This is a genomic window from Frankia sp. AgPm24, from assembly GCF_023243055.1.
GTDB lineage: Bacteria > Actinomycetota > Actinomycetes > Frankiales > Frankiaceae > Frankia > Frankia umida.
This window is the reverse complement of sequence record NZ_JALKFW010000157.1, coordinates 1-14,003: the sequence shown is the minus strand read 5'-3', so window position 1 is coordinate 14,003 and position 14,003 is coordinate 1. Positions and strand designations below refer to the sequence as shown.

Here is a 14,003-nt window from a genome sequence, read left to right as displayed (position 1 = left end):
GTGCGAGCCTCCTGTGATCTACCGCGTCCGGCCAGGACGCGCTACCGACGCCGGCCGGCCGCCCACTGTCGGATCAGCGTGTCAGCGCCTGCCCGGTCGATGCTCAGCGACGTTCCAAGAATGGTGTGCGCGGCAGTAAGTTTGCCGACCAGTTTGTCGAGCAACGCGTCGGCGGCCTCGGCGGTCAGGTTCCCGTCGGTCAGGATCTTGGTGTAACGGACGGTGTCCACGATGGCGGATTTGATTCGCTCATGGGCCAGGTAGGTGGCAAGGTCGGCCTGCCATCCCGCGGCCGCCGGGCCGGTGACGGCCCTGGCCCACTGGGCGGTGACGGTTTCTGCCTCATCGGGCTGATACGCCATCTTGTGCAGATGGACCGCGAGTTCGTAGACTGGATCGCCCCAGAGCGCAAGCTCCCAGTCGAGGAAGAACGCCTGGCCGTCGGCGACGATGATGTTCTTGCGATGCAGGTCGGTGTGCAGGAGTCGGAAGGGTCGGGAGTGCAAGGTGTCCCACCGGTTCTCTATCTCGTGCAGAGCGTCGTCGGGGATGCCGAACGCCACGTACAGCGCACCGAACTCGGGGCGGAACCGGGCGTGAACGCCGGCCGTCACCGCGGACAGGCGACGGGCGAAGTCCGTGGTCCGGCCGTCTTCCGGCCAGCCCGGCGGTAGCGGCGGTATCCGATCGATCGTGATGCTTCCCAGTTGGCTGACCAGGTCGGCCACGTCGGCGAGGACATGTGCTGGTACTCGCGTGTCGCGTGGGGCGGTGTGGTCGAGCAGGTCACCGACAAGGAAGTCAGCGATCTGGTAGCGGGGCTGTGTGCTGGCGTACAGCAGTCGTGGTGCGTGCGTGACGGTCCCGCGGATGGCCCGCAGAATGTCCGCCTCCGGCCAGATCATCAGATCCATCATGTCGCTGCCCGCGATCGGGATGCGGACGACGACATCCCCACTCGGGGTGTCCAGCCGGACATTGCGGTTGTAGAAGCCCGCCGCGCCGTCGAGGCGTCCCACCGCTCGTCGATGCAGGTCCTCGGGACGCCACACCTGCCCATCGAGCAGTTCGCCGACGAAGCGCTCGATCCGGCTCTCCAGATCGGCCACTGTGCCGTATGGCTGGATCCGCGTTCGAGCTCTGCCGGCCGCGGCGCTGATGGCCTCCTGGTAGATGCCGAGGGCGTCCAGCACCTGGGCCGCACACAGAATGATCGTCGGATACACGTCTGCGGCTTCCAGCTCTTCGACTGTCCAGCACAGGGCGTCGATCGCCTCGTCCATGCGGCCTTGGCGTGCGTGCAGGACGGCCTGGTAGAACTCGGCTCTGGCCCGACCGGACCGGTAGCCGACAGCCTCCAGGGTGTCGCGCGCCGCGTGCAGCGAGCCCTCGGCCTCGTCCAGCTGACCGCATCTGAGCTGTCCGACAGCAAGCGCCGTGTAAGCCTTGCCGAGCTCATGGCGGGCGCCGATCTCACGTTGGATCTCGATCGCCCGGCCGGCCTCGACGATCGCCTGCGCCGGATGGGTCAGGGCGAGCAACTCGGCCCGGTTCGTCTGGATGTTGGCCGAGCCCAGGACGCTGCCCGCCTGGGCGTACCAGGCGGCGGCCTCCTCGAGATGACGGGCGGCCGCGGTGAAGTCGAAGGCGAACCGGTGCGCCAGATGACGTAGTCGGGCCACGTCCGCCCGGAACTCGGCCTGTTCGACGCTGGTGGGACGGGACCGTGATGCGGCGGTCGCACCGGCGTCATCGAGGGCGACGGTCAGCGTCTCGGCGTCGCGGAACCGGCCTTGGGCCATGTGCAGGTCCGCCGCCCACAGGCCCGCGGCCAGCTGCGGCGGACCTATGGCGTGGTCCCACACATGGGTGAAGATAGTCAGCGCGGCGGTGGTCTCGCCGCCGATTCGCCGGCCGTTTCCCACTGCCACTGCCAGACGTGCGCCGGCAGGGGTCCCCAGGTCAATGCCGAGGCCGGGTTCCTGCGCGTGCTCCGGTGCGGGGGCGAGCGCTGCGACCTCGGCTGCGTCGCCCAGCCGGACGGCGGCCTCCGCGTCCAGGCAACGCAGTGCCCTGTGCAGGTCAGCATGCGCGGGTTGGCTCTCCAGGAGTGTGCGAAGATCGTCACTGATGCCTCGGGCGGCGCTGTGGCCGCCACAGCGAACAGCGCGATCGGCGAAGTCCAGCACGGATGTGGCGTCCGCCTGCCCACAGCGCAGGGCGTGGTAAATCGCCTCGCGCAGCGCCCGTGCCGAACGGGCGCCGCTGTCCTGTCCGGTCGCGCGCGTTGCGCGGTCCTCCCAGAGCACGCGCAGCTTCGCATGGATCTCGGCGGTGCTTTCCGGGGACAGTCGTTCTCGCAGGGCCGCGGCCATCAACTGGTGGAAGCGCAGTGCCGGACCTGCGGCGTGGGCGTCCGCCGGGTAGACAAAGGAATAAGCCGTCAACGACTCCCAAGCGATGCGGTGTTCGGGCAGGTGGAACGCGGTGGCCAGGGCGCGGAACACGTCGTAGTCGAACAGCCGGGTCGGGCTCAGCACCTCAAGCGACCGAATTTCCTCGGACGCGACGTGCTGCAGGAAACGCGCGAGGATCTCCTCTGGCGAGACAAGAACCCCACTGATCTGGCCATTGCTCTGCAGGTGGGTGTCGACCGCGAGGTTCAGGTAGAACGGTAGACCGGCACTGGCCTCGGCGACCGCGTGACGTTGGGCTGAGTCGGTGACTCCGCCGCCTTCAAGCAGGTCGAGACGGGCCTGCCAGGGAAGACCATCCAAGGCGCAGACCCGAATGAGGCCGTCCCATTCAGGATCGGTTCGTTCCCAGTGCAGCGGCTCTCGGCCGGCGATGACGACCAGTCCTCGGTCGAGCTGGGCGACCAGATCTCGCAACCAGGCGTCAGCGAGCTGCGCTCGTCCGGCCCGGAGAGGGTTCGGCACGAGCGCCTCATGGGTGTCAACGAGGATCACGTACTGACGGCTGACGCTCGCGGCCCGCAGATCCTCGGCGAACAGGTAGGTGACTGCGTCCGCGAGTTCGCTGTTGGGTAGGTCGTCGAGTGTCGCCAGGGTCGGATCGCGGCGTACCCGTCGGCGCCGAACCAGGTCGGACCCGCCGCGGTCCAGGAGTCTGACCAGCCCACGGGCCGTTCCGAAGACCGGAATCCCGGCCATACCGTCGACGATGTCGGTGAGAATGGAACTTTCGTCGACGAAGGCCAGTTCCGACCGTCTCAGCCGCAGGTGCGGATGCAGACGCTGCCAGAGCACGGCGTAGGCGATGTCGAACCGATCAAAGGAAACACCCTGAGCGCCGAGCTCGTTACGCATCATCGCCAGGGCGTCTTCCTGCTGGCGGGAGGCATGAACCTGAAGATCGAGCGACGCCGTTCGATAGTGGGCCGCCGCACTGTCCCTCAGCTCGCGGGTCAGCCGGGACTTGCCGATGCCGCCTACCCCGGTCACATTGAGAACTCGCGGACCCTCACCCGCCAGGGCGAGTTCATCCCAGAAGGCCGCCAGGACTGGTTCACGGTCCACGAATCGCCGCTGAAGTGCGGCAACTCGACGAAACCGTGGTGTTGGCGCCACGTACACCTCCGATCGTCGCACCGTTTCGACGCCGCACGATGCAATCACGTCGGTGGTCCCCGTGTCGGCCGATTTAGCGGGATGCATCGCAGTTTCCTGCGCCGAACAGCATCGGCGCAGGTGAGCGATATCTCGCTCGGTGGAGCGGGCCAACTGTGGCGGCGGGGGAACAGCGGCAGGGCGACGTGGATTGAACCAGGGGTGACCGTGTCTCCGCGCCCCGCCGCCACCACCGCAGCCGCAGTGCCCTCGCCCCGCGCGGATCAGTCCGATCTGCTGGACGGGGCCGAGGTGGCGCCACTGTTCACCCCGTTCACGCTTGCCGGGGTGGAACTCGCCAACCGGTTCGTGATGGCGCCGATGACCCGCCAGGCCTCACCGGGTGGTGTGCCCGGCGACGACGTCGCGGCGTACTACGCCCGACGGGCCGCGCACGCCGGGCTGATCGTCACCGAGGGCACCTACGTCGATCATCCCTCGTCCGGTTCCAGTGACCGGGTGCCGCGTTTCCACGGCGAGGACGCGCTCGCCGGGTGGCGGCGGGTGGTCGAGGCGGTGCACGGGGCCGGCGGGCGGATCGTGCCGCAGCTGTGGCATCTGGGCGCGGCCCGGGAGCCGGGGGCGCCGCCGCGGCCGCAGGCACCGGTACTCAGCCCGTCAGGGGTGCGCGCCGATGGCACGACGATCGGCACGCCCGCGACCATCGCCGACCTCGACGCGGTGGTGACCTCCTTCGCCCGCGCCGCGGCGGACGCCCGGGCCGTCGGGTTCGACGGTGTCGAGGTGCACGGGGCCCACGGCTATCTGCTCGACCAGTTCTTCTGGTCGCGTACCAACCGGCGCACCGACGGTTACGGCGCGGGCCTGGCCGGTCGGGCCCGGCTCGGCGCCGAGGTGGTCGCGGCGATCCGCGCGGCGGTGGGCCCCGACTTCCCGGTGATCTACCGTTTCTCCCAGTGGAAGGGCGGGGCCTTCGACGCCCAGGTCGCCGACTCGCCGGCCGACCTCGAAGGGCTGCTCGCCCCGATCGTCGAGGCCGGCGCCAGCGCGCTGCACGTGTCCACCCGCCGCTACTGGCTGCCCGCCTTCGACGACTCGCCTCGCACACTCGCCGGTTGGACGAAGCACCTCACCGCGCTGCCGACCATCACGATCGGCTCCGTCGGGGTCGCCACGGCGTTCGGCGGTGACGGCGAGGCATCCGCGCCGCTGCGCCTCGCGCCGCTGGTGGACCTGTTCGAGCGGGGCGAGTTCGACCTGGTCGGCCTCGGCCGGGTGCTGCTGTCCGACCCGGCGTGGCCGACCAAGGTCCGCACCGGCGACCTGGCCGCCATCCACCCGTACAGCAAGGGGGACGAGGCCCGCTTCGCCTAAGACGAGACGAGACGAGACGCGGCGCGGCGGCGGCCCGGCGCTGGGGTGTGGCCGCGGTCAGTCGAGGCAGAACTCGTTGCCTTCGGGATCGAGCATGACGATGTGCCCGGCGACCATCGGGGGTGCGGGTTCGAGCCGGGAGGACCGGGTGGCACCGAGGGCGACGAGCCGTTCGGCTTCGGTCTCCAGCACGGCCATCCGGGCGTCGCCGCTGAGGCCAGGCGCGGCCCGGACGTCCAGATGCACGCGGTTCTTGGCCTGCTTGCCCTCGGGGACCCGCTGGAAGAACAGCCGCGGCCCGTGCCCTTCGGGGTCGAGCAGGGCCGAGGCGTCGTTGCGCCGCTCGGGTGGCACGCCGAACGCGGCCAGCGCCTGCTCCCAGGTCGCGAAGCCCCGCGGCGGCTCCTGCTCCTGGTAGCCGAGCGCCTCGGCCCAGAAGGCGGCCAGCTTCGCCGGGTCCGCGCTGTCGAAGGTGATCTGGATGTCGCGAGCCATGATCGGGCGTCCTCCGTGTTCGTGGCCGAGCGGGGCGTCAGGACCGGTTCAGGTCGCGTAGCAGACACACCTCGGCGAGATGATGGATCAGTTCGCGGTGGATGTGCAGGACCAGCGCCGCCATCGGCAGGTCGGCGAACGGACCCTCGGCCGGGCCACAGGGCCGGGCCAGGCCCGCCTCACCGAGGGCCGTCACCCCGGCCAGCCAGGTGGTGTACTCGGCGTCGAGCTGCGCCAGGGCGGTGGCCGCGTCCGGCGCGTACTCGAAGGACAGGTAGTCGGTGGGGGTCCGTCCGAAGTGGGCGGCGTTGCGCATCGCGAGCACACCGACGATGACATGGCCGAGGCGCCAGGCGATCGTGGTGACCGGTGCCGGTGCCGGTTCCGGAGCCGGCATGGCGAAGTCGATGGTCATCGCACCGGAACCGCCCTGCACCGGCGCGGTGCCGCTGCCCCGCGGACGCACGTTCCAGCAGTCCGCCGCCGGCTCCCAGAAGTACTCGTCATCGCTGAGCCCGGCCAACCGCGGGCGTAGCTGCTCGTTCCAGTGCTCGTCGACCTGAGAACGCAGCAACGAGTTGAGCGCCAGCCCGGCCGTGGCGGGCTGGGCGGTGGCGGGCCGGGTGGTGGCGGGCTGGGTGGTGGCGGGCTGGGTGGTCGTCGTGTTCGAAGTCATGAGGGCATCGTCGCGCCGATCGCGGACAGGTTCGGTCCGCGATCGGTGTCAGGATGGGAACGTGTCCGCTGAGACGACCACCGAGCGGGTGCTGCGGCTGCTGGCCCTGCTGCAGCGCCGGCCATCCTGGACCGCGTCGGAACTCGCCACCGAACTCGCCGTCACCGACCGCTCGGTGCGCCGCGACATCGAACGTCTGCGCGCCCTCGGCTACCCCGTGCACGCGCACTCCGGGGTCGGCGGCGGCTACCAGCTCGGCGCCGGCACCCGACTGCCACCGCTGCTGCTCGACGACGACGAGGCGATCGCGACCGCCGTGTCGCTGCGCCTGGCCGCCGGTGGCACGGTCGCCGGCGCGGGGGAGTCGGCCCTGCGGGTACTCGCGAAACTCGACCAGGTGATGCCCCCGCGCCTGCGCGCCGAGGTGCGCGCCGTGCACGGCGCCACCGACACCCTGCTCGGCCCCGGCATCGAGATCGACGCGGACGTCCTGCTCACCCTCGCCCGCGCCTGCCGCGACGCGGTCCGCGTCCGCTTCCACTACACCGGCCGCGGCGGTGGCGTCGGCGGTGGCGGTGACCTGCCCGAACGCACCGTCGAGCCGGTCCGGATGGTCGCCACCAGCCGCCGCTGGTACCTGATGGCCTGGGACGTCGACCGCGCCGACTGGCGCACCTTCCGCCTGGACCGGATGGACCAGGTGACCGCGACGACCTGGCGTTTCCGCCCCCGTGAACACCCCGACCCGGTCGCCCACGTCCAACGCGCCGTCACCGAGGCCCCCTACCGGCACCGGGCCCGCGTCCGCCTGCGCGCCCAGCCCGACCAGGTCCGCGCCCTCGTCCCACCCCAGGTAGGACGGATCGAGGAGGACCCCGGCGACGCGCAGGACTGGTGCGTCCTGGTGGTCGGCGGCGATGACCTGACCTGGCTCGCCGCCCGCATCGCCGGCCTCGGTTTCGACGCCGAGATCCTCGAACCCCCCGAACTGCGCGAAGCCGCCCGCCAGCTGGCGCACCGCCTCACCTCGATGACCACCCTCCCGGAGCGGACCGGGCACCGGTGACAACTCTCGGCTGGGAGGGCTGGGCCAGGGACGTCGCCGCGATCGCCGCGGCTCACGTGACCCGCATCAGGGGCCTGCTCGCCCAGACGCGGTCGGCTCCCGCACGGCAGTTCGAGGTCTTCCTCGCAGACCTGCGCGGCACCCTGAACGACAGCATCACCGCCGACGAGGCGATCGACACGCTGGCCCAGCATCTCGTGACCCGCCCCGTCTTCGAAGCCCTCTTCGACGGCTACGACCTCGTGACCACCAACCCGGTGGCGGCGGCCATGGAACGGATGCTGGCCACACTCGACGAACACGGCCCGTCAGACGAACACGGCCCGGCAGTCGAGAACGAGACGCTGGAGTCGTTCTACGCCGCCGTCCGGCGCCGGGTGCGCGGTGTCGACAACGCCGAGGGGCGACAGCGGATCCTCGTCGAGCTCTACGACCAGTTCTTCTCCGTCGCGTTCAGACGGGTCGCCGATCGGCTTGGCATCGTCTACACCCCGATCGAGATCGTCGACTTCATCCTCCGTTCCGCTGACGCCGTGCTCCGCCGGGAGTTCGGCCAGGGCCTCACCGACGAGGGCGTCCACATCCTCGACGGTTTCGCCGGCACGGGGACGTTCCTCGTCCGTCTCCTGCAGTCCGGTCTGATCAGGCCCGCGGACCTCGCCCGCAAGTACGCCCGGGAACTCCACGGCAACGAGATCCTGCTCCTCGCCCACCACATCGCCGGCGTCAACATCCAGACCACCTACACCGATCTCACCGGCCGGCCGGAACATTTTCCCGGCCTGGTTCTCACCGACACCTTCCAGCCCTGGCACCGGTCCTGGCAGCCTGGCCATCTTCCGTCGCCGCCGATCACCGTCATCGTCGGGAATCCGCCCTACTCGGTGGGCCAGACCTCGGCCAACGACAACAACGCCAACGAGAGATACCCGGACCTTGACGAGGAGATCAGACGTACCTATGCCGATCGCTCGACCGCGACCAACAAGAACTCCCTCTACAACTCCTACATCCGCGCGATCAGATGGGCCTCGCTGCGGATCGGGGACCGGGGAGTCATCGCCTTCGTGACACCGAACGGCCTGCTGGACGGGAACAGCACCGATGGCCTCAGGAAATCACTCGCCGACGAGTTCACGACCATCCACGTCTTCGACCTCGGCGGCGACCAGAAAGGCGACTGGCGCAGGGAAGGCGGCAAGATCTTCGGTGCGGGCAGCCAGGTGGGCATCTGCGTGATCGTCCTGGTCAGGGATCGGACGCGGGTCCCGCCGGCCTCCGTGCACTACGGGCGGGTCGGTGACTATCTTGACCGCGAGGCGAAACTCGCCCGGGTCGCGGCGGCCGAGGACATCCTCACGGTCGCCTCGACGGCCATCGTGCCGAACAGTCAGGGAGACTGGCTGAACCAGCGCAGCGACACCTTCCTCGCATACCTGGCGCTCGGCGGCGGCGGCATCTTCGAACGTCACGGGCGTGGTTATGAGACCGGCCGTGACGTGTGGGTCTACGGCTCGTCGGCGGCGGGCCTTCGCGACGTGATGGGGCGCGCCACGCAAACATACGCCGGAGTTCTCGACGGCCATGCGACCAACGACGAATCATTGATCAAGTGGACGGTGACCCTTCGGTCACTGGCGAAGCGCCGCGTTCCGCTCCCGTACGACGAACGACCCCCGGTCCGGGCCACGTATCGGCCGTTCTGTCCCCAGTGGATGTACGCGGACCAGCGGTGGATTCACCGCCCGGGTGTCGTGGCGAGCACGTTCCCAACCCCGGACCACCACAATCACGGTTTCGTCCTCACCGGCGTCTCCTCCCACGCGCCCTTCTCCCTGCTGGCCGTCCAGGGACGCCCCGACCTGCATGTTCTCGACACCGGCCAGTACTTCGCACGCTGGCGATACGAGAAGGTCGGCGGATACCGGAGAATCGACAACATCACCGATGGCGCGCTCGGCCGTTTCCGGGCCGCGTACCCGGGCGAGGAGATCACGAAGGACGACATCTTCTTCTACGTCTACGGCCTGCTGCACTCGCCGGCCTACCGGGAGGCCCACGCCGCGGACCTGAAGAAGATGCTGCCGCGCATCCCGTTCGCCGCGGACTTCCACGGTTTCGTCGACGCCGGCCGGCGGTTGAGCGACCTGCACCTGGGCTACGAATCGGCCACGCCTTACCCCTTGCAGGCAACGGTCGGCAACGTGACGTCCCCCTTGGCGACACTGAGCCCGACAGGCGACCCGTACGCGTTCTTCGCGGTCAGCGACCGGAAGATGCGCTTCGCCAGGCCGACCGCCGAGCAGCGCGCCGCAGGAGCGAAACAGGACCGCGCGACGATCCACTACAACGACCGGATCGTGCTCACCGGCATCCCGTCGGACGCCTACGACTACCCGCTCGGGTCGCGCTCGGCGATCGAATGGGTGATCGACCGCTACCGGGTGAGGACCGACCGGGACTCCGGCATCGTCAACGACCCGAACGACTGGTCCCGCGAGGCCGGCAACCCCCGCCACATCATCGACCTGCTGGCCCGCGTCGTGACCGTCTCCCTGACAACAACGGAGATCATCCGGACTCTCCCGGACCTCGACATCCTTCCAGGTGTTGTGGATCAGACGTAGCTCAGTCCCGCGCCGCGGACGAGTGGAGGAAGGCACGGGGCCCGTCGTTCACCTGGCGCAGACGTTCGGGAGCGCGCCAGGACACGTAGGCCGCCAGGGTGATCGCCCAGGCGGTGGCGACCAGCAGCACGCCAAGGGTGGAGATCAGGGGCCGCAGCAGGGCGAGACAGACCGTCCCGCCGATGACCACGGTGTGCAGCACCCTGCCCGGGCGCGACGACCTCCAGGTGGTCAGGCCGCGGGTGCCCTCCAGGTAGACGGCCAGGCCGATGGTGAGCAACCAGGCCGCTCCGGTGGGCTCCTCCTCGCCGGACAGCGCCAGGCTCACCCCGGCCGCCATGGTGATCAGCGCGAAGGCCGAGCTCAGATGCCCACCGGCGTACAGACCGTAGGCCATCGCCGGGTGCCCACCCGAAGCCCGCAGAACCGCCTCGTTGATGGGAGCCGCCGCGGTGAAGTACAGCCACCACAGGGCGCCCGCGAGCATCAGCCCGGACAGCAGCCCAAGCCAGTAGTGCGCGTCGTGCTCGGCCGCCTCGGCCGCCGGCTCACCCACGGCGATCACCACCTCACCCAACAGGATGATCATCATCAGGCCGAAGCGTTCGGCCAGATGCGCGGCGTCCACCCGGCGCGCCGGATCGACCGGACGGCGGAACCTGGCCCGCACCGCCGCGGCCCGACTGCGGCGAGCCGGACGTTCCCGCGCCGGCCTGCCCGCGGCCACGCCCGCCGGACCGCCAGCCACCTCGCCGTCCGTCCCGGCGGATGGCCCGCGGGCCGCCCGGGTGCTCCCACCTCGTCTGCGCCCCCGGTCGTCGTCGCGCAGCAGCAGGTGCGCGGCCTCCTGCAGAAGGGCGAACACCCACAGCGCGATCCGCCACGGCTCGGGCACCACAGCCGACACGGCGAAGGCCACCGTGGACAGGCCGTATCCCAGCGCCACCCAGCTGGACCGACCGACGATGACCAGAAATCCCACAGCCAGGACGAGCCGGATCCCGGCGAGCGCGAGAATGAACGCCGTGGCATGACCGTCGGCGGCGGCATGGGTCTCGACTGCCGCCACCGCGCACGGCAACGTCCCGGCCAGCATGAACAGCCGCTGGGCGGCACGATCGTCGCCGTGCCGGTTGTAGAGGATCACGAACCCGATCCAGGCCCACCACAGCGGCATGAACAGCCCCAGCGCACGGCCGAACCCACTCCAGTCCGGGTCGGCCACCATGATGTGCGCGCTCTGCCCCACAGCGAACACGAAGATCAGATCGAAGTACAGCTCAACCCAGGTGACGCGCTTACCCGTTCCCGTTCCCTCGGCCATGGGCCTATTGGACCTGACAACCGCACCCCCAGGCCGAAACAGTTCGCAGGTCGCCCCGGACGGAGCGGCAGCAGATCCGCAGTATGTACTCACAGTCGCGAACCGAACACCGAGGCCAGTCGGTCCCTTCGAGTGCCGCAGCGACTTCACGTGCATCGAGGTGGTGCTCCACCGCGAGCATGCTGTGCACGTGAGCTCTGATCCACAGAAGCGCGATCCAGATGCGGGCCTGATGCACTGGTGCGCCCGGCAGGGATCGAGCCTGCGACCTGGTGCTTAGAAGGCACGAAATGCGCCAGGCGTCCCAGGCTCCCGCGCTGCTTCCACGCTCCGCCGGTGTCCGCCACCGTCCGTCGACGTCCGGGCATGTTGCTACACCCGTTGCTACACCTGACGGCTGAGGGGCCCGCGGACCCCTGCCTTGCAAAGTCGGTTCGGTCCGTCCGCCGGTGTCCGGGCTCGTCCACACAATTGGCCGGGCCTGGGCGGGCGCCGTTCCGCTGCTGGTCGTCGTTGTCCGTGGGCGTCCGCGGGCTTGGCTACACGGTTGGCTACAGGGACGACCGAAGGAGAACGGGGTCGTTGCGGTGGTTCCTGCGCGCTTCGTTATGTGGTAGATCTGTGGCGCCATGTGACGGTTGGTCGAGTGCGGGGGGTGGCGGATGGTGGCGGAGTGGATTGTGCCGTTGGCGGCGTCGGGGAGTGGGGCGTTGGTGGCGGCGGCGGCGACGGATGCGTGGACGTCGGCGCGGGAGGGGGCGGTGCGGCTGTTCGCCCGGGTGGGGCGGCGCAGGGAGGAGTTGGCTGGGGAGTGGTTGGACGAGGATGCGGCGGCGGTGGAGGCGGTGTCGGGCGCGGAGCGGGAACGGGTGCGGGAGCGGCTGGCCGCGGTGTGGGGGGTGCGGTTGGCGGATTTGCTGGCGGAGTTCCCGGAGGCGGCGGAGGAGTTGCGGGGGTGGGTGGAGCAGACGCGGGCGGCGTTGCCGGCGGCGGAGCGGTCGTGGGTGCAGACCAACATTGCGGGCCGTGATGTGTACGCGGTGGGGCAGGGGTCGCAGGTGTTCTACCGGGACCGCCCGGACGACTGATCACACGTCGATGACGGGGGCAGTGTGATGAAGTCAACCGGTCCGATCAACATCGCAGGCCGTGATCTTTATACGGCGCGGGAGCAGTATTTCTTCGACGCTGAGCCGGGTTATGAGCTGGCGCCGTTTCCGCTGAGGGCGCCGGTGCCGGCGGTGTCGGCGGCGCCGAGCCGGTTGTTGTCGGCGCGGTATCGGCTGGTGCCGTTCGCGGGCCGGGAATCAGAACGTGCCGCGCTGGCGGGTTGGCGTGAGGACGGTGCGGGGCTGGCGGTGCGGCTGGTGGCGGGTCCTGGGGGGCAGGGGAAGAGCCGGTTGGCGGCGCGGTTCGCGGTGGAGTCGGCGGCGGCGGGCTGGGCGGTGTGGACGGCCCGTGAGACACCCTCCCTTGCCGGGGGTCGGGGCGGGTTGCCGGGTGGTGATGGGCTGCTGGTGGTGGTCGACTACGCCGAGCGGTGGCCGCTGACGGAGCTGTTGAGGCTGCTGACTGATCGGCGGGTGCAGGCCGCCGGTGGGCGGGTGCGGGTGCTGCTGCTGGCGCGCAGCGGGCAGGGTTGGTGGGAGTCGCTGGCACACCGCCTCGACGATCAGGATGTGGCGGTGTCGGAGCAGCGGCTGGGTCCGGTCGCGGGTTCGCTGGCGGGCCGGGAGGAGGTGTTCGCTGCCGCTGCAGTGCGGTTCGGTGAGCTGCTGGGGGTGGACGGGTCGGGGGTTCGGCCACCGGTGGGGCTTGACGGTGATGCGTACCGGCTGGTGTTGACGGTGCATATGGCGGCGCTGGCCGCGGTGGACGCGCTGCGTGTCGGGGGCAGGGTGCCGGCTGATCCGGCGGGGTTGTCGGGTTATCTGCTGCGCCGAGAGCGTGATCATTGGCGGCGGTTGCATGAGCGGGGCGCGCGGCCGGTGGTCACGGTGCCGGAGGTGTTGGGCCGGGTGGTGTTCACGGCGACGGTGACCCGGCCGTTGCCGTATGAGGATGCGGTGGGGGTGCTGGGTCGGGTGGGGTTGGCGTCGGTGCCGGAGGTGGCCGGGCAGATCCTGTCTGATCATGCGGTGTGTTATCCGCCGTCGGATCGGTCGCTGGTGTTGGAGCCGCTGTATCCGGATCGGCTGGGAGAGGATTTCCTCGCCCTGCTCGTGCCTGGAGCCGTGGGCCATGAGGACGGTGATCCGTGGACGGTGTCGGCGGTGTCTGGGTTGGTGGCACCTGCGGTTGGTGAGGCGGTGCCGGTGTGGGCGGGTCGTGGGTGGACGGTTCTGGTGGAGACGGCGAAACGCTGGCCTCATGTCGGGGAGCGTCTTCACGAGATCCTGCGGGACAGTCCTGGGCTGGTAGTGGCGGCGGGTGGGACCGTATTGACGGCGCTTGCGTCCTGGGATGGCGTCGACCTTGGTGTTCTGGGCGCGGTGGAAGCCCTGTTCCCGGATCATCGCAGCGCTGACCTGGACGCGGGTATGGCTGCTGTCACCGCACGGCTGCATACCCACCGGCTCGACGAGACCTCCGACCCCGCCGAGCGGGCCCGTCTGTGGGAGCGGCTTGCGTGGCGCCTGGACCATGCCGGTCGGCGGGAGGAGGCGCTGGCGGCGACCGAGCAGGCGGTGGAGATCCGTCGCCGGTTGGCTGCGGCGAACCCGGCCGCCTTCGAACCCGACCTCGCCCGATCCCTGACCAACCTCGGTGCCCTGCTGTCCGGGTTGGGTCGGCGGGAGGAGGCGCTGGCGGCGACCGAGCAGGCGGTGGAGATCTACCGCCGGTTGGCTGC

General features: G+C 70.0%; 9 protein-coding genes. 5 read left to right on the top strand and 4 right to left on the bottom strand.

Annotation, left to right across the window (positions count from 1 at the left end):
- Positions 1 to 41 precede the first annotated feature (41 nt).
- Entirely contained in the window at positions 42 to 3,539 is a 3,498-nt protein-coding gene (locus MXD61_RS07715; RefSeq protein WP_248812150.1) for an aminoglycoside phosphotransferase family protein, read from the bottom strand.
- Positions 3,540 to 3,791: 252 nt separating this feature from the next.
- Here MXD61_RS07715 and MXD61_RS07710 point away from each other — a divergent pair, with 252 nt between their 5' ends.
- Positions 3,792 to 4,964: an NADH:flavin oxidoreductase gene (locus MXD61_RS07710; RefSeq protein WP_248812149.1), complete on the top strand. Its 1,173-nt coding sequence runs from the start codon at positions 3,792 to 3,794 to the stop codon at positions 4,962 to 4,964.
- Between the two features lie 57 nt (positions 4,965 to 5,021).
- On the opposite strand, the gene MXD61_RS07705 is transcribed toward MXD61_RS07710, so the two are convergent.
- Both MXD61_RS07705 and MXD61_RS07700 read right to left on the bottom strand, forming a co-directional pair.
- The gene (locus MXD61_RS07705) at positions 5,022 to 5,459 is read right to left on the bottom strand and encodes a VOC family protein (RefSeq protein WP_248812148.1); all 438 of its coding nucleotides are present in this window, start codon (positions 5,457 to 5,459) and stop codon (positions 5,022 to 5,024) included.
- Between the two features lie 37 nt (positions 5,460 to 5,496).
- Complete coding sequence (locus tag MXD61_RS07700; protein ID WP_374628594.1) at positions 5,497 to 6,048, bottom strand: DinB family protein; 552 nt, start codon at positions 6,046 to 6,048, stop codon at positions 5,497 to 5,499.
- A 148-nt stretch (positions 6,049 to 6,196) separates the two neighbouring features.
- On the opposite strand from MXD61_RS07700, the gene MXD61_RS07695 reads away from it, so the two are divergent.
- On the top strand, positions 6,197 to 7,201 hold the full coding sequence (locus MXD61_RS07695; protein WP_248812146.1) for a YafY family protein: 1,005 nt from the start codon (positions 6,197 to 6,199) through the stop codon (positions 7,199 to 7,201).
- Positions 7,198 to 9,828 (top strand): type ISP restriction/modification enzyme, encoded by a 2,631-nt coding sequence (locus MXD61_RS07690; RefSeq protein WP_248812145.1) that lies wholly within the window; start codon positions 7,198 to 7,200, stop codon positions 9,826 to 9,828. Before MXD61_RS07695 ends, MXD61_RS07690 begins: the two co-directional genes overlap by 4 nt.
- A 1-nt stretch (position 9,829) precedes the next feature.
- On the opposite strand, the gene MXD61_RS07685 is transcribed toward MXD61_RS07690, so the two are convergent.
- On the bottom strand, positions 9,830 to 11,152 hold the full coding sequence (locus MXD61_RS07685; RefSeq protein WP_248812144.1) for a low temperature requirement protein A: 1,323 nt from the start codon (positions 11,150 to 11,152) through the stop codon (positions 9,830 to 9,832).
- Positions 11,153 to 11,814: 662 nt separating this feature from the next.
- Here MXD61_RS07685 and MXD61_RS07680 point away from each other — a divergent pair.
- Positions 11,815 to 12,240, top strand: coding sequence for a hypothetical protein (locus MXD61_RS07680; RefSeq protein WP_248812143.1), 426 nt, complete (start codon positions 11,815 to 11,817; stop codon positions 12,238 to 12,240).
- 27 nt (positions 12,241 to 12,267) lie between these two features.
- A partial coding sequence (locus tag MXD61_RS07675; RefSeq protein ID WP_374628583.1) for a tetratricopeptide repeat protein occupies positions 12,268 to 14,003 on the top strand: 1,736 nt, incomplete at its 3' end.